Annotated in this window: 13 protein-coding genes and 1 tRNA gene; all 14 read right to left on the bottom strand. The window is 61.8% G+C overall.

Annotation, left to right across the window (positions count from 1 at the left end; translation table 11 throughout):
- Nucleotides 1-185 (bottom strand): GTP-binding protein (locus tag ACZ6WW_RS23075; RefSeq protein ID WP_465276058.1); only part of this gene is annotated, 185 nt, incomplete at its 3' end.
- A gap of 51 nt (nucleotides 186-236) precedes the next feature.
- On the bottom strand, nucleotides 237-2,366 hold the full coding sequence (fusA, locus tag ACZ6WW_RS23070) for an elongation factor G (protein ID WP_281849862.1): 2,130 nt from the start codon (nucleotides 2,364-2,366) through the stop codon (nucleotides 237-239).
- Between the two features lie 24 nt (nucleotides 2,367-2,390).
- Nucleotides 2,391-2,858, bottom strand: a complete 468-nt coding sequence (gene rpsG, locus ACZ6WW_RS23065; protein WP_465276280.1) for a 30S ribosomal protein S7 — start codon at nucleotides 2,856-2,858, stop codon at nucleotides 2,391-2,393.
- 18 nt (nucleotides 2,859-2,876) lie between these two features.
- Nucleotides 2,877-3,251, bottom strand: a complete 375-nt coding sequence (rpsL, locus tag ACZ6WW_RS23060) for a 30S ribosomal protein S12 (RefSeq protein WP_281849864.1) — start codon at nucleotides 3,249-3,251, stop codon at nucleotides 2,877-2,879.
- Nucleotides 3,252-3,426: 175 nt separating this feature from the next.
- A complete protein-coding gene (gene rpoC / locus ACZ6WW_RS23055; protein WP_465276279.1) occupies nucleotides 3,427-7,632 on the bottom strand; it encodes a DNA-directed RNA polymerase subunit beta' in 4,206 nt (1,401 codons plus the stop codon).
- A gap of 25 nt (nucleotides 7,633-7,657) precedes the next feature.
- The gene (gene rpoB / locus ACZ6WW_RS23050) at nucleotides 7,658-11,818 is read right to left on the bottom strand and encodes a DNA-directed RNA polymerase subunit beta (RefSeq protein ID WP_465276278.1); all 4,161 of its coding nucleotides are present in this window, start codon (nucleotides 11,816-11,818) and stop codon (nucleotides 7,658-7,660) included.
- Between the two features lie 309 nt (nucleotides 11,819-12,127).
- Nucleotides 12,128-12,499, bottom strand: a complete 372-nt coding sequence (gene rplL / locus ACZ6WW_RS23045; RefSeq protein ID WP_465276277.1) for a 50S ribosomal protein L7/L12 — start codon at nucleotides 12,497-12,499, stop codon at nucleotides 12,128-12,130.
- Between the two features lie 46 nt (nucleotides 12,500-12,545).
- A complete protein-coding gene (rplJ, locus tag ACZ6WW_RS23040) occupies nucleotides 12,546-13,079 on the bottom strand; it encodes a 50S ribosomal protein L10 (RefSeq protein ID WP_281849867.1) in 534 nt (177 codons plus the stop codon).
- A 338-nt stretch (nucleotides 13,080-13,417) separates the two neighbouring features.
- Nucleotides 13,418-14,125, bottom strand: a complete 708-nt coding sequence (rplA, locus tag ACZ6WW_RS23035) for a 50S ribosomal protein L1 (protein WP_281849868.1) — start codon at nucleotides 14,123-14,125, stop codon at nucleotides 13,418-13,420.
- 3 nt (nucleotides 14,126-14,128) lie between these two features.
- Nucleotides 14,129-14,557, bottom strand: coding sequence for a 50S ribosomal protein L11 (gene rplK, locus ACZ6WW_RS23030; protein WP_192165969.1), 429 nt, complete (start codon nucleotides 14,555-14,557; stop codon nucleotides 14,129-14,131).
- A gap of 270 nt (nucleotides 14,558-14,827) precedes the next feature.
- A complete protein-coding gene (gene nusG / locus ACZ6WW_RS23025; RefSeq protein WP_281849870.1) occupies nucleotides 14,828-15,388 on the bottom strand; it encodes a transcription termination/antitermination protein NusG in 561 nt (186 codons plus the stop codon).
- Between the two features lie 10 nt (nucleotides 15,389-15,398).
- The gene (gene secE / locus ACZ6WW_RS23020; RefSeq protein ID WP_281849871.1) at nucleotides 15,399-15,794 is read right to left on the bottom strand and encodes a preprotein translocase subunit SecE; all 396 of its coding nucleotides are present in this window, start codon (nucleotides 15,792-15,794) and stop codon (nucleotides 15,399-15,401) included.
- A gap of 74 nt (nucleotides 15,795-15,868) precedes the next feature.
- Nucleotides 15,869-15,944, bottom strand: a tRNA-Trp gene (locus tag ACZ6WW_RS23015).
- A gap of 114 nt (nucleotides 15,945-16,058) precedes the next feature.
- Nucleotides 16,059-16,153 (bottom strand): EF-Tu C-terminal domain-related protein (locus ACZ6WW_RS23010; RefSeq protein ID WP_465276281.1); only part of this gene is annotated, 95 nt, incomplete at its 5' end.

The following is a 16,153-nucleotide window of genomic DNA, read 5'->3' as shown; positions in this document are numbered from 1 at the left end:
GTGATGCCGCGCGCCTTCTCTTCCGGCGCCGCGTCAATCGCGTCATATGCCTTGAATTCACCACCAAAACGCTCCGCACCGACCTTCGTCAGCGCTGCCGTCAGCGTCGTCTTGCCGTGGTCGACGTGGCCAATCGTGCCTACGTTGACGTGCGGCTTGCTGCGCTCGAATTTACCCTTTGCCATGACTCAAAACCTCTAAAAAAGAACTGTTATAAGGGGAAAAGAAAAGCCCTATCAGGCCTTCTTCATGACCTGCTCGGCGATATTGTTCGGGGCCGGCTCGTAATGGTCGAATTCCATCGTGAACGTTGCCCGACCCTGGGTTTGCGAGCGCAGCGAGGTGGCGTAACCGAACATTTCACCCAGCGGGATCATCGCATTGATGGTCTTGCCCGACGGCGTATCGTCCGAACCCTGCAGCACACCGCGACGACGACTGACGTCGCCCATCACGTCACCGAGATAGTCCTCAGGTGTCACGATTTCAACCTTCATGATCGGCTCGAGCAGGATCGGCCGCGAATGCTTGGCGCCCTCACCCTTGAACGTTTCACGGAACGCGCCATGGGCAGCGATCTTGAACGCCATTTCCGACGAATCGACGTCGTGGTACGAACCGAACACGAGTTTGGCCTTCACGCCCACCACCGGGAAGCCGGCCAGATGGCCGCTGGTGATGGATTCGCGCAGACCCTTTTCGACCGACGGGATGTATTCCTTCGGAATCACACCGCCCGTAATGTCATTGACGAACAGGAAGTCGTCCTTGGTGTTCGGATCCTTGCGCTCCTCGTCGGTCATCGGTGCAAACTCGATGACGACATGGCCGTACTGACCCTTACCACCGGACTGCTTGGCGTGCTTGAAGTCCGCCTTGTAGCTACCCTGCAGCGTCTCGCGGTAAGCCACCTGCGGCTTGCCCACGTTGGCCTCGACGTTGAACTCGCGCTTCATGCGATCCACCAGGATATCCAGGTGAAGCTCGCCCATGCCCGAGATGATCGTCTGGCCGGATTCTTCGTCCGTGCGAACGCGGAACGACGGATCTTCCGCGGCCAGACGGCCGAGGGCGATACCCATCTTTTCCTGGTCCGACTTGGTCTTCGGCTCGACTGCCATCGAGATCACCGGCTCCGGGAACGTCATGCGCTCCAGAGTGATGACGTGATCCTGCGCGCACAGCGTGTCACCGGTCGTCACGTCCTTCAGACCCACTGCCGCGGCGATATCGCCCGCACAGACGGCCTTGAGCTCGTGACGCTCGTTCGCGTGCATCTGCAGGATGCGACCGATACGCTCCTTCTTCGACTTCACCGGGTTGTAGACGGCATCGCCCGAATTGAGCATGCCCGAGTACACGCGGAAGAAGGTCAGCGAACCGACGAACGGATCGGTCATGATCTTGAACGCCAGCGCCGAGAACGGCGCCTTGTCGTCCGCGACACGACTGTCTTCCTTGTCGTTCTCGTCGATACCCTTGACCGGCGGACGATCGGCCGGCGACGGCAGCAACTGGATCACTGCGTCGAGCATGGCCTGCACGCCCTTGTTCTTGAAGGCCGTACCGCAGAACACCGGAATCAGCGTGTTTGCCAGCGTACCGGCGCGAAGACCTGCAAGAATTTCGTCCTCGGAGAGGTCGCCCTCTTCCAGGTACTTGTTCATCAGTTCTTCGGACGTTTCGGCCGCCGACTCCACCATGAAGCTACGCGCCTCGACGGCATCGTCCTTCAGGTTGGCCGGGATGTCCTGGTATTCGAACTTCATGCCCTGGGACTCCATGTCCCAGATGATCGCCTTCATCTTGATGAGGTCGATCACGCCTTCGAAGTTGTCTTCGGCACCGATCGGCACCTGCATCGGCACCGGATTGGCACCCAGGCGCGACTTCAGCTGCTCGACCACCTTGGTGAAGTTGGCACCGGTGCGGTCCATCTTGTTGACGAACGCCAGGCGCGGCACACCGTACTTGTTCGCCTGACGCCACACCGTTTCCGACTGCGGCTGCACACCACCGACAGCGCAAAGCACAAACACCGCACCGTCCAGCACACGCAACGACCGCTCCACCTCGATGGTGAAGTCGACGTGCCCGGGGGTGTCGATGATGTTGAAGCGATGCTCGGGCAAGGAACGATCCATGCCCTTCCAGAACGCCGTCGTTGCCGCCGACGTAATGGTGATGCCGCGCTCCTGCTCCTGCTCCATCCAGTCCATCGTCGCCGCACCGTCATGCACCTCGCCAATCTTGTGACTGACGCCGGTGTAGAACAGGATGCGCTCCGTGGTCGTAGTCTTACCGGCATCGATGTGAGCCATGATGCCGAAGTTACGATAGCGCTCGATGGGAGTGGTGCGTGCCACGGTCCTAAACCTCTACTTTGTTACTTACCAACGGTAATGCGAGAACGCCTTGTTGGCTTCGGCCATGCGATGCGTTTCTTCACGCTTCTTGATGGCACCACCACGGTTTTCCGAGGCTTCCAGCAGTTCGGCAGCAAGCTTGCGCGGCATCGAAGTCTCGCCACGCTTGCGGGCGGCATCGATGACCCAACGCATGGCCAGGGCCATACGGCGGCCCGGACGCACTTCGACGGGCACCTGGTAGGTGGCACCACCGACGCGGCGGGACTTGACCTCGACGGCCGGAGCGACGTTGCCCAGGGCCTTCTCGACCAGGGAAACCGGCTCGGCGTTCTTTTCGCCCAGATGGGTCAGCGCGCCGTAGACGATGCTTTCGGCGACCGACTTCTTGCCGCTCTTCATCACCATGTTGATGAAACGAGCGATCAGCTGGCTGCCGTGCTTGGGATCGGGCAGAACCTGACGGGCGGGATGTGAACCTTTACGCGACATGTTGGGTGTCCTTTGCTCTTAGCTCTTCGGGCGCTTGGCGCCGTACTTGGAGCGGGCCTGGCGACGCTTGGCGACGCCGGCGCAGTCGAGACTGCCGCGCACCGTGTGATAACGCACACCCGGGAGATCCTTGACGCGACCGCCGCGGATCAGGACCACCGAGTGCTCCTGCAGGTTGTGACCTTCACCACCGATGTAGCTGATGACCTCGTAGCCGTTGGTCAGGCGCACTTTGGCAACCTTACGCAGCGCCGAGTTCGGCTTCTTGGGGGTGGTCGTATAGACGCGCGTGCAGACACCGCGACGCTGCGGGCTGTTCTGCAGGGCCGGAGAATCGCTCTTGTAGCTCTTCGGGCTGCGGGATTTGCGCACCAACTGGTTAATGGTTGCCATGCGAAACTTTTCCTGGGAAACATAAAGGCAGACCGAATCAGCTCGGCCTGCCAAGAAGCGGGAATTTAACATGCGTGGCTTGCACCAGGCAAGCTAACGCCCTGCCATCCCTGACTCGAACACGAGGTGCTTCCTTGCACCTCATTTCGTTTGTTTTAAGCCCTATATCGCGGACTTATTCAACATCACTACCGGCAGCGGCTTCCGCGAAGGAGACCGAGGCGGAACCGGAGAGGGTTTCCAGCTCCGAGGCGGTCAGACCGCCCTGGCGACGACGCTGAGCGTGGTACGCCAGACCTGTACCTGCAGGGATTAGCCGGCCGACAGTAACATTTTCTTTCAGGCCACGCAAGGTATCGCGCGTGCCACGAACCGCCGCTTCGGTAAGAACGCGGGTGGTTTCCTGGAACGAGGCTGCCGAGATGAACGACTCGGTGGCCAGCGACGCCTTGGTGATACCCAGCAGGACCGACTGGAACTCGGCCGGACGCTCGCCGCGATTGACCGCACGGTCGTTCTCGGCGTTGATCCGTACGCGTTCCACCTGCTCACCGCGCAGGTAATGGCTTTCGCCCGGCTCGGTGATTTCGACCTTGCGCAGCATCTGACGAATGATCGCTTCGATGTGCTTGTCGTTGATCTTCACGCCCTGCAGGCGGTAGACGTCCTGGATCTCCTTGACCAGGTAAGCGGCCAGCGGCTCGACACCCAGCAGGCGCAGGATGTCATGCGGATTGGGCTCGCCGTCCACTACCGTTTCGCCCTTCTCGACGTGCTCGCCTTCGAACACGATGACCTGACGCCACTTGGGAATCAGCTCCTCGTGCTCGTTGCCGTCCACGTCCTTGATGATCAGGCGCTGCTTGCCCTTGGTGTCCTTGCCGAAGCTGATGACGCCCGAACGCTCGGCCAGGATCGCCGGCTCCTTCGGCTTGCGCGCTTCGAACAAGTCGGCCACGCGGGGCAGACCACCGGTAATGTCGCGGGTCTTGGAGGTTTCCTGCGGGATACGGGCAACCACGTCGCCCGGGCCCACTTCGGCACCGTTCTGGATCGACACGATCGCACCGGCCGGCAGGAAGTACTGCGCCGGTACGTCGGTACCCGGCAGCTTGAGCTCGCGGCCCTTGCTGTCTTCCAGGCGGACGATCGGGCGCAAATCCTTGGCCTGCGTACCGCGGCGCTTCGGATCGGTCACCACCGCCGACTCCAGGCCGGTCAGCTCGTCGGTCTGGCTCTGCACGGTGACGCCATCGATGAAGTCGATGAAGCGCACGGTACCGGCCACTTCCGAGACGATCGGATGGGTATGCGGATCCCAGTTGGCCACGGTCTGACCAGCCTTGACCGGCGCGCCGTCCTTGACCGTGATGGTGGCACCGTAAGGCACCTTGTAGCGCTCGCGCTCGCGGCCGTTGGTGTCGATGATCGACACTTCGCCCGAACGCGACACCGCCACCAGATGGCCCTGGCCGTGCTGCACCGTCTTCAGGTTGTTGAACTTCAGCGTGCCGGTGGTCTTCACCGTCACGTTGTCGACCGCAGCCGCACGCGACGCCGCACCACCGATGTGGAACGTACGCATGGTCAGCTGGGTACCCGGCTCACCGATCGACTGCGCGGCGACCACACCCACGGCCTCGCCCATGTTGACCAGGTGGCCACGGGCCAGATCGCGGCCGTAGCACAGCGCGCAAACGCCATGCGAGGACTGACAGGTGATCGGCGAACGGACCTTGATGGTCTGCACGCTGGCCTTGTCGAGCTTTTCGACCAACGCCTCGTCCAGCACGGTGTTGCGAGTGACGATCGGCTGATCGTCATCGCCCGGGGCGTAGACGTCTTCGCAGACCACACGACCCAGCACACGATCGCGCAACGGCTCGACCACATCGCCGCCTTCGACGATCGGCTGCATGATGACGCCGTCCTCGGTGCCGCAGTCATCGAGCGTGATGACCACGTCCTGCGCCACGTCGACGAGACGACGGGTCAGGTAACCGGAGTTGGCGGTCTTCAACGCGGTATCGGCTAGGCCCTTACGGGCACCGTGGGTCGAGTTGAAGTACTGCAGCACGTTCAGGCCTTCGCGGAAGTTGGCCTTGATCGGGGTCTCGATGATCGAGCCGTCCGGACGAGCCATCAAACCACGCATACCAGCCAGCTGACGAATCTGCGCGACCGAACCACGGGCGCCGGAGTCGGCCATGATGTACAGCGAGTTCATCGACTTCTGGTTGACCGTCTTGCCTTCGGCATTGGTGACCTTCTCGGTACCGATGCCGTCGATCATCGCCTTGGCGACCAGTTCGTTGGTGCGCGACCAGATGTCGACCACCTTGTTGTAGCGCTCGCCGGCGGTGACCAGACCCGACTGATACTGCTCCTGAATCTCGACCACTTCCTTCTCGGCCTCTTCCAGGATCGGCTTCTTCTCGTCGGGGATGATCATGTCATCGATGCCGATCGAGATACCCGCACGCGTGGCGAAGCGGAAACCGGTGTACATCAGCTTGTCGGCGAACACGACCGTGTCCTTCAGGCCAAGCAGACGGTAGCTGGAGTTGATCAGGCGCGAGATGGCTTTCTTGGTCAGCTCGGTGTTGGCCAGCACGAACGGCAAGCCGTCGGGCAGGATTTCGGCCAGCAGCGCACGACCGACAGTGGTCTCGACCAGCGTCACCGCCGTAGTGCGGACACCCTCTTCGTCGATATGCGTCTGCTTCAGACGCACCTTGACCTTGGCGTGCAGTTCGACGGCGCGATTGTCGTAGGCGCGACGCACTTCGCTGATGCCCGAGAACACCATGCCGGTGCCCTTGACGTTCACCAGTTCGCGAGTCATGTAATACAGGCCCAGCACCACGTCCTGGGTCGGCACGATGATCGGCTCACCGTTGGCCGGCGACAGGATGTTGTTCGACGACATCATCAGGGCGCGGGCTTCGAGCTGCGCCTCGATCGACAGCGGCACGTGCACGGCCATCTGGTCACCGTCGAAGTCGGCGTTGAATGCCGTACAGACCAACGGATGCAGCTGGATCGCCTTGCCTTCGATCAGCACCGGCTCGAACGCCTGGATACCCAGACGATGCAGGGTAGGCGCACGGTTCAGCAGCACCGGATGCTCGCGGATGACGTCTTCCAGGATGTCCCACACCTGGCCTTCCTCGCGCTCGACGAGCTTCTTGGCGGCCTTGATGGTGGTGGCTTCACCGCGAGCCTGCAGCTTGGCGAAGATGAAGGGCTTGAACAGCTCCAGTGCCATCTTCTTGGGCAGACCGCACTGGTGCAGGCGCAGGGTCGGACCGACCACGATCACCGAACGACCGGAGTAGTCCACGCGCTTGCCGAGCAGGTTCTGACGGAAGCGGCCCTGCTTGCCCTTGATCATGTCGGCCAGCGACTTCAGCGCGCGCTTGTTCGTGCCGGTGATGGCACGACCGCGACGACCGTTGTCGAGCAACGCGTCGACCGATTCCTGCAGCATGCGCTTTTCGTTGCGCACGATGATGTCCGGCGCGCTCAGCTCAAGCAGGCGCTTAAGACGGTTGTTGCGGTTGATCACGCGGCGGTACAGGTCGTTCAGATCCGACGTCGCGAAGCGGCCGCCATCGAGCGGCACCAGCGGACGCAGATCCGGCGGCAGCACCGGCAGCACGGTCAGCACCATCCATTCCGGACGGTTGCCCGATTCCAGGAACGCCTCGATCAGCTTGACGCGCTTGGTGAGGCGCTTGAGCTTGGTCTCGGAGTTGGTAGAGCCGATTTCTTCCTTCAGGCGCACGACTTCGCCCGGCAGGTCGAGCGACTTCAGCAGCTCGTACACCGCCTCGGCGCCCATGCGCGCGTCGAACTCGTCGCCGTGTTCTTCGACGGCTTCGAGGTACTGGTCTTCGCTGAGCAACTGACCGCGCTCGAGCGAGGTCATGCCCGGATCGATCACCACGAAGGCTTCGAAGTACAGGATGCGCTCGATGTCACGCAGGGTCATATCCAGCATCAGGCCGATGCGCGACGGCAGCGACTTCAAGAACCAGATATGCGCGGTCGGGCTGGCCAGCTCGATGTGGCCCATGCGTTCGCGACGGACCTTGGCCAGGGTGACCTCGGTGCCGCACTTTTCGCAGACCACGCCGCGGTGCTTCATGCGCTTGTACTTGCCGCACAGGCACTCGTAGTCCTTCACCGGACCAAAGATGGCGGCGCAGAACAGGCCGTCACGCTCCGGCTTGAAGGTGCGGTAGTTGATCGTTTCCGGCTTCTTTACTTCGCCGTAGGACCAGGAACGGATCAGTTCCGGCGACGCCAGCGCGATCTTGATCGAGTCAAAATCGGGCGTGGCGCGCTGCTGGTTGAATAGATTGAGCAAATCTTTCATTGCATAAGCTCCTGTAACCCGCGGGTTACTTGATCTCTTCCAGGTCGAAGTCGATGCCGAGCGAACGGATTTCCTTCATCAACACATTGAAGGATTCCGGCATGCCGGCAGCCATCTCGTGGTTACCATCGACGATGTTCTTGTACATCTGGTTGCGGCCCTGCACGTCGTCGGACTTCACCGTCAGCATTTCCTGCAGGGTGTAGGCCGCGCCGTAGGCTTCCAGCGCCCAGACTTCCATTTCGCCGAAGCGCTGACCGCCGAACTGCGCCTTGCCACCCAGCGGCTGCTGGGTCACGAGCGAGTACGGACCGGTGGAACGCGCATGCATCTTGTCGTCGACCAGGTGGTTCAGTTTCAGGTAGTGCATGTAGCCGACGGTGACCGGGCGATCGAACGCTTCGCCGGTACGGCCGTCGAACAGCGTGGTCTGGCCCGACTCGGGCAGATCCGCCAACCGCAGCATCGCCTTGATTTCGGTTTCTTCCGCGCCGTCGAACACCGGCGTAGCCATCGGCACGCCTTCCTGCAGGTTCGTCGCCAGAGCGATGATTTCCTGATCGGTGAGCGACTTCAGGTCGACGTGCTGCACGGCACCGGCAACATGGTGGTTGTAGATCTGGTCGAGGAACTCGCGGATCTGCGCCACCTTGGCCTGCGCTTCCATCATCTTCTGGATCTTGTGGCCCAGGCCCTTGGCGGCCCAGCCCAGATGCACTTCCAGAATCTGACCGATGTTCATACGCGAAGGCACGCCCAGCGGATTGAGCACGATGTCGACCGGCATGCCGTCGGCGGAGAACGGCATGTCCTCGACCGGCACCACGTTGGACACCACACCCTTGTTACCGTGGCGACCGGCCATCTTGTCGCCCGGCTGGATGCGGCGCTTAACGGCCAGGAACACCTTGACCATCTTGAGCATGCCCGGCGCGAGGTCGTCGCCCTGGGTGATCTTGGCCTGCTTTTCCTTGAAGCGCTTGTCGAATTCTTCCTTGTGGCGCTTGACCTGATCGGACGCGCGCTCGAGGAACTCGGTGACTTCCTCGTCCTTGACGTTGATCTTGAACCAGTCGTCCTTCTTCAGGCTATCGAGGTACTCGCCGGTGATTTCCACACCGCGCTTCAAGCCACCCGGACCGCTCATCGCGCTCTTGCCCAGCAGCTGCACGCGCATACGGTTGTAGATCGCGCCTTCGAGGATGCGGAACTGGTCATCGAAGTCCTTGCGGATACGCTTGAGCTCGACTTCCTCGATCTGCTTGGCGCGCTTGTCCTTCTCGATGCCGTCGCGGGTGAAGACCTGCACGTCGATGACGGTGCCGTCCATGCCCGGCGGCACGCGCAGCGAGCTGTCCTTAACATCGGACGCCTTCTCGCCGAAGATCGCGCGCAGCAGCTTCTCTTCCGGCGTCAGCTGGCTTTCGCCCTTGGGCGTGACCTTGCCGACGAGGATGTCGCCCGCCTTCACTTCCGCACCGATGTACACGATGCCGGACTCGTCCAGACGCGCCAGCGCCTGCTCGCCCACGTTCGGGATGTCGGCGGTGATTTCCTCGGCACCCAGCTTGGTGTCGCGAGCCGGGCAGGACAGCTCCTCGATGTGGATCGAGGTGTAGCGGTCTTCCTGTACGACGCGCTCGGAGAGCAGGATCGAGTCTTCGAAGTTGTAGCCGTTCCACGGCATGAAGGCGATCAGCATGTTCTGGCCGAGCGCGAGCTCGCCCAGGTCGGTCGACGAACCGTCGGCCAGCGTGTCGCCCTTCGCCACGATGTCACCGACATTCACCAGCGGGCGCTGGTTGAGGTTGGTGTTCTGGTTCGAACGGGTGTACTTGGTCAGCGTGTAGATATCGACGCCGGCATCGTTCTCGCCGACTTCTTCTTCGTGCACGCGCACCACGATACGGCCGGCGTCGACCTGGTCGATCACGCCGCCGCGCTTGGCGCTGACGATAACGCCCGAGTCACGCGCCACGGCGCGCTCGATGCCGGTACCGACCAGCGGGGTCTGCGAACGCAGGGTCGGTACGGCCTGACGCTGCATGTTCGCGCCCATCAGCGCGCGGTTCGCGTCATCGTGCTCCAGGAACGGCACCAATGCTGCCGCGACCGACACCGTCTGCATGGGCGAAACGTCCATGTAGTCGACTTCGGACGCCGGACGCAGCTCGGACTCGCCGCGGAAACGGCAGGACACGAAGTCTTCGATGAACGCGCCGTTCTTGTCGAGCGGCGAGTTCGCCTGCGCGATCACGTGGTCGCCCTCTTCGATCGCCGACAGGTAATCGACCTTGTCGGTGACCTTGCCACCCGCGACCTTACGGTACGGCGTCTCGAGGAAGCCATACGAGTTGGTGCGGGCGTAGACGGCCAGCGAGTTGATCAGGCCGATGTTCGGGCCTTCAGGCGTTTCGATGGTGCAGACGCGGCCGTAATGGGTCGGATGCACGTCGCGCACTTCGAAGCCGGCGCGTTCGCGGGTCAGACCGCCCGGCCCAAGGGCCGAAACGCGGCGCTTGTGCGTCACTTCCGACAGCGGGTTGTTCTGGTCCATGAACTGCGAAAGCTGCGACGAACCGAAGAACTCCTTCACCGCCGCCGCAACCGGCTTGGCGTTGATCAGTTCCTGCGGGGTCAGGCCTTCGGATTCAGCCAGCGACAGACGCTCACGCACGGCGCGCTCGACGCGCACCAGGCCGATGCGGAAGGTGTTCTCGGCCATTTCGCCGACCGAACGCACGCGACGGTTGCCCAGGTGATCGATGTCGTCCACGGTGCCGTGGCCGTTCTTGATCTCGATCAGCACCTTGAGCACGTCGAGGATGTCGGAGGTGACACCCTGCTGCTGCACCAGGTTCTGCGCTTCTTCTTCCTTGCGCTCGCTGAAGTACTTGTGGTCGTACAGCACGCCCGGACCGAGAATGTCCTGGCGACCGACGCGACGGTTGAACTTCATGCGGCCCACGGCCGAGAGGTCGTAGCGGTCGAAGGTGAAGAACAGGTTGTAGAACAGGTTCTGCGCGGCGTCCTTGGTCGGCGGCTCGCCCGGACGCATCATGCGATAGATTTCCACCAGCGCTTCGAGCTGCGTCTTGGTGTTGTCGATGCGCAGGGTGTGCGACACATAGGCGCCACGGTCGAGGTCGTTCACGTACAGGGTCGGCAGCGTTTCGATGCCGGCCTTGCGGAAGTTCTCCAACTGCTCGGCGGTGATTTCGTCGTTGGCCTGGGCCAGCAACTCGCCGGTCTTGCTGTCGACGATATCGGTCGCGAGGATGCGGCCGATCGGGTAGTCGTCCGGCACTTCCAGCGCAGTGATGTTTTCGGCGGCGAGCTGGCGCACATGACGCGCGGTGATGCGCTTGCCGGCTTCCACCAGCACCTTGTCACCGATCGTCAGGTCGAAGCTCAGCGTTTCGCCGCGCAGACGCTCGGCGACGAGCTCGAGCGTGGTACCACCCTTCTTGCCCAGGTGGAACACGTTGTGCTCGAAGAAGATGTCCAGCATCTCGACGTTGTTGTAGCCGAGCGCGCGCAGCAGCACGGTCACCGGCAGCTTGCGGCGACGATCGATACGGGTGAACAGCGCATCCTTGGGGTCGAACTCGAAGTCGAGCCACGAACCACGGTAAGGAATGACGCGCGCCGAGAACAGCAGCTTGCCCGAGCTATGGGTCTTGCCGCGGTCGTGATCGAAGAACACGCCCGGCGAACGATGCAGCTGCGAGACGATGACGCGCTCGGTGCCGTTGATGATGAAGGTGCCGGTGTCGGTCATGAGCGGAATCTCGCCCATGTAGACCTCCTGCTCCTTCACGTACTTGACGGCTTTCTTCGAGGCCGGGCTGTCCTTGTCATAGATGACCAGGCGCACGGTGACGCGCAGCGGCGCACCGAACGTCATGCCGCGGTTGCGGCACTCGCGCTCGTCGAACGCCGGTTCGCCGAGGCGATAGTCGACGTATTCCAGCGCTGCATTGCCGGAGTAGCTGACAATCGGAAAAACCGACTTCAGCGCGGCGTGCAGACCCTTTTCGTCACGCTGCTTTGGCGCGACATGCTCTTGGAGGAACTCGCGATAGGAGTCAGTCTGGATGGTCAGCAGGTTCGGCACGCCCAAAACAGGCGGACGCTTGCCGAAATCCTTGCGGATGCGCTTCTTCTCGGTAAACGAGTAGGTCATGGTAGGTGACGCCTCGGTTCGCAGTGGCGCCGGTGGTGCACACACCGGCTGAATTGAAAAACTGGATCTGCATACCGTCCGATCGGGTGTGCTGCCCTACGAACGGTGCATCAAAAGACATGAGTCAAAGGCCGATCCAAAGCCTTTCAGTGCTGCCTTTTGCTGCGTTGCTACGGTGATGCGTGATTCACTTTCTGTCCCGGTGACGCCAGGCCCCATAGACGGCCTTTCGTAACAGGGAAAGCCCGGGGGCTTACGCCCCCAGGCTCAGCTTGCGCTAGAACGAACTGCCGGCGCGCAAAGCGCCAATTACTTCAGTTCGACGGTAGCGCCAGCGGCTTCGAGGTCCTTCTTGAACTTCGCAGCGTCTTCCTTCGAAGCGGCTTCCTTCACGACGCCACCGGCCTCGGTCAGGTCCTTCGCTTCCTTCAGGCCCAGGCCCGTGATGGCGCGAACGGCCTTGATCACGTCGACCTTCTTCTCGCCGGCGCTCTTCAGGATCACGTCGAACTCGGTCTGCTCTTCAGCAGCCGGGCCAGCAGCGGCCGGACCGGCAGCCACGGCAACCGGGGCAGCGGCGGACACGCCAAACTTCTCTTCGATGGCCTTGACCAGCTCCATCACTTCCATCAGCGACTTGGCGGCGACGGCTTCAACGATCTGTTCGTTGGAAAGGGACATTTTTAATACCTCTGGAAATAGATTCGGTTAGAAACAGCGTCGAGACTTAGGCGGGCTCGGCTTCAGCCGGGGCTTCGGCGGCGACTTCGCCACCACCCTGCTGGTCGGCCACAGCCTTGATGGCGCGGGCGAGCATGGTGGCCGGTTCGGCCAACACGCGTGCCAGCATGGTCAGCGCCTGTTCGCGGGTCGGCAGCGATGCCAACACTTCGACGTGCGCGGCCGGCAACAACTTGCCTTCCACCGAAACGACTTTCGCCTTGAGCTTTTCGTTGGTCTTGGCGAATTCCTTGATCAGACGACCGGCAGCGCCGGGTTCTTCGGTCGAGAACGCATAAAGCAACGGACCGGTCAGGGCGTCTTTGACGACCTCGAACTCGGTACCGACGACGGCACGCGATGCCAACGTGTTCTTGACAACTTTCAAGAAAACGCCGGTTTCGCGAGCCTTCTTACGCATCGCGGTCATCTGTGCGACCGTGGTGCCTGCGTACTCGGCAGCGACCAAGGAGTGTGCCTTCGCAGCGACTTCTGCCAGCTCGGCGACTACTTCTTGCTTCTGAGACAGATTAAGAGCCATTGTCACTCCTCTTATGAACTCCGCTTACGGCTCCTGCCGCTTGCGGTCCTGAGCGACGCCATCCGTGACGTCGGGGACACGAAGTGCCCCGGGTGGTGGCCTTTCCAGAAATAGTTTCCAGAAGGGGCAGCACCATCTGCGCAGGCCAGGTCAAACGACCCGATTAAGCGATCTCCAGCGGACGGCGACGGCGGTTCCCTGCCAACCATGAGCTCCATGCTCGTCATCGACGTGCTTTTGATCTCGCCTGCGGTCTTTGACGGCGGCTCCGGCTTATCGCCAGGGCTGCCCTCAAAAACGTGCCTGTACCGGCAACCGCCGATACAGGACTTGATTGCTTACTTGGCGTTGGTGGCCAGGGTCGAGGTATCGACCGGCACACCCACACCCATCGTGCTCGACAGGGCGACCTTCTGCAGGTACTGGCCCTTCGCCGTCGACGGCTTGGCCTTGAGCAGGTCGGCGATCAGCGTGTTCAGGTTGTCAGCGAGCTGAGCCGCGTCGAAGCTGGCCTTGCCGATCGTGGCGTGGATGATGCCCGCCTTGTCGTTACGGAACTTGACCTGACCTGCCTTGGCGTTCTTGACCGCGGTGGCGACGTCGGCCGTGACCGAGCCGTCCTTCGGGTTCGGCATCAGGCCACGCGGACCGAGCAGCTGACCGAGCTTACCGACCACGCGCATCGCGTCCGGCGTAGCGATCACGCGACCGAAGTCGAGATCGCCAGCCTGCATGCGCTCGGCCAGGTCGTCCATACCGACGGCGTCGGCACCGGCGGCCTTGGCGGCCTCGGCCTTTTCACCGGCCGGCACGAACACGGCGACCTTGACGGTCTTGCCGGTGCCGTGCGGCAGCAGCGAGGAACCACGCACACCCTGGTCGGACTTCTTCGCATCGATACCCAGGCGCACGGCCACGTCGACGGATTCAGCGAACTTCGCCTTGGCGTTGTTCTTGACGATGTTCAGGGCTTCTTCCAGGCCATAGAACTTGCCCGGCTGCACTGCGGCCGTAGCCGCCTTCATACGCTTCGTGAGCTTTGCCATGTCTTAACCCTCCACCACCAAGCCCATGCTGCGCGCGCTACCGGCAATGGTGCGCACCGCAGCGTCCAGATCAGCCGCCGTCAGATCCGGCTCTTTCTGCTTCGCAACGTCTTCGAGCTGCTTGCGGGTGATCTTGCCGACCTTATCGGTGTTCGGCTTGGACGAACCCTTGGCGACACCGGTGGCCTTCTTGATCAGCACGGTGGCGGGCGGGGTCTTGGTAATAAAGGTGAAGCTGCGGTCCGAATAGGCGGTGATGATCACCGGAATCGGGAGACCCGGTTCCATCTTCTGCGTGGCGGCATTGAACGCCTTGCAGAATTCCATGATATTCAGGCCGCGCTGACCGAGGGCCGGGCCCACGGGCGGCGACGGGTTGGCCTGACCGGCCTTGACCTGCAGCTTGATATAACCGACAACTTTCTTTGCCATTGCATTTTCCTCGCGAGTTCAAGCGCCTTGCGGCTCCTCGCCGTACGACCTTTTCCATGGATGGGAGGGGAGTCCGCGTCCTGCAGATTCCGAAAACACGGACACGCCGCGTCGAGAGACGGCGGCGTGAACCGAATAGTTTAAAGATTGATCAGCTTTTAAGCAAGCCCCGTGCCGCTGGACGGCTCAGGATGGGCGGCGACATCCGATTTTTCGCTCCAACCAGAGGCTTTCAGAGCGAAAAGCTTCGTACCCTCTTGTCGAAAAGGCCTAGGCCTTTTCGACCTGACCGAACTCCAGCTCAACTGGGGTCGAACGGCCGAAGATCAACACCGCCACGCGCAGGCGGCTCTTTTCGTAGTTGACTTCCTCGACCACGCCGTTGAAGTCGTTGAACGGACCATCGGTGACACGAACCATCTCGCCCGGCTCGAACAGCACCTTCGGCTTGGGCTTTTCCACGCCTTCGCGGACGCGGCTGAGAATGGCATCGGCCTCACTGTCGCGGATCGGCATGGGACGGTCGGCAGTACCACCGATGAAACCCATGACCTTCGGCGTTTCCTTGACCAGATGCCAGCATTCGTCGTCGATACGGATGGCCTTGCCTTCGGTATCGGTCTCGATCTGCACCAGCACGTAACCGGGGAAGAACTTGCGCTCGCTGCGGCGCTTCTGCCCGCTGCGCATTTCGATCACTTCTTCGGTCGGCACCAGCACTTCGCCGAACTTCTCTTCCATTCCGGCGCGACGGATGCGCTCATCGAGCGAACGCTTGACGGCGTTCTCGAACCCGGAATAGGCATGCACCACATACCAACGCTTGCTCATGCTCTTTTCCTCACGAACCCAGCTTGAGCAGCCAGTCCAGCACGACCGTCTTGAGAATCAGGTCGATAAGGCCCAGCAGCAGCGAAAGAACGATAACAACCACGATGATGATACCCGTGGTCTTGAGCGTTTCATCGCGCGTCGGCCATACGACCTTGCGCATTTCGAACTGCGACTCGGCTAAGAAACCCCGAACCCGACGACCCGGCCCCGTGAAGGCACCGATCGCCAGCGCAACCAGCAGTGCAACCACTACGCCGAGGAAACGCACGGCCTGCGGCACACCGCCATCGTTACCGAACCAGGAATACGCAAAGATACCGCCAGCCAGCACCAGCACCGCCAGCACCAGCTTGCCGATATCGGCGGCATTCACGCCTTTGGACTGTTCTGCCTTGGTATTCATGCGGTAAGGATCAGGCCTGACTGCGCAGATTCAAGTATCTGCAAGCAACCCAACCCGCCTTCGGTCCTCGATAGTGGCACGCCAGGAGGGACTCGAACCCCCAACCTGCGGTTTTGGAGACCGCTGCTCTGCCAATTGAGCTACTGGCGTATGGAAACTTGCGGGACCCGGAACCCGGGACCCGGGACTCGGAAAAGCCGTTGCGTCGCCGCACTTCGAGCTTTACCGAGTCCCGGGTCCCGAGCCCCGAGTCCCGCCATGATGTTACTTGACGATCTTGGCAACCACGCCGGCGCCGACGGTGCGGCCGCCTTCGCGGATCGCGAAACGCAGGCCTTCGCTCATCGCGATCGGGTGGA

This window comes from Dyella sp. NPDC103356 (assembly GCF_055584465.1).
This window is presented reverse-complemented; position numbering and strand designations above follow the sequence as displayed.

What these genes read in the sequence shown, in the direction of transcription:
- rpsG (WP_465276280.1), bottom strand. Translation starts at nt 2,858, where the DNA reads ATGTCGCGTAAAGGTTCACATCCCGCCCGTCAGGTTCTGCCCGATCCC.
- rpsL (WP_281849864.1), bottom strand. Translation starts at nt 3,251, where the DNA reads ATGGCAACCATTAACCAGTTGGTGCGCAAATCCCGCAGCCCGAAGAGC.
- rpoC (WP_465276279.1), bottom strand. Translation starts at nt 7,632, where the DNA reads ATGAAAGATTTGCTCAATCTATTCAACCAGCAGCGCGCCACGCCCGAT.
- rpoB (WP_465276278.1), bottom strand. Translation starts at nt 11,818, where the DNA reads ATGACCTACTCGTTTACCGAGAAGAAGCGCATCCGCAAGGATTTCGGC.
- rplL (WP_465276277.1), bottom strand. Translation starts at nt 12,499, where the DNA reads ATGTCCCTTTCCAACGAACAGATCGTTGAAGCCGTCGCCGCCAAGTCG.
- rplJ (WP_281849867.1), bottom strand. Translation starts at nt 13,079, where the DNA reads ATGGCTCTTAATCTGTCTCAGAAGCAAGAAGTAGTCGCCGAGCTGGCA.
- rplA (WP_281849868.1), bottom strand. Translation starts at nt 14,125, where the DNA reads ATGGCAAAGCTCACGAAGCGTATGAAGGCGGCTACGGCCGCAGTGCAG.
- rplK (WP_192165969.1), bottom strand. Translation starts at nt 14,557, where the DNA reads ATGGCAAAGAAAGTTGTCGGTTATATCAAGCTGCAGGTCAAGGCCGGT.
- nusG (WP_281849870.1), bottom strand. Translation starts at nt 15,388, where the DNA reads ATGAGCAAGCGTTGGTATGTGGTGCATGCCTATTCCGGGTTCGAGAAC.
- secE (WP_281849871.1), bottom strand. Translation starts at nt 15,794, where the DNA reads ATGAATACCAAGGCAGAACAGTCCAAAGGCGTGAATGCCGCCGATATC.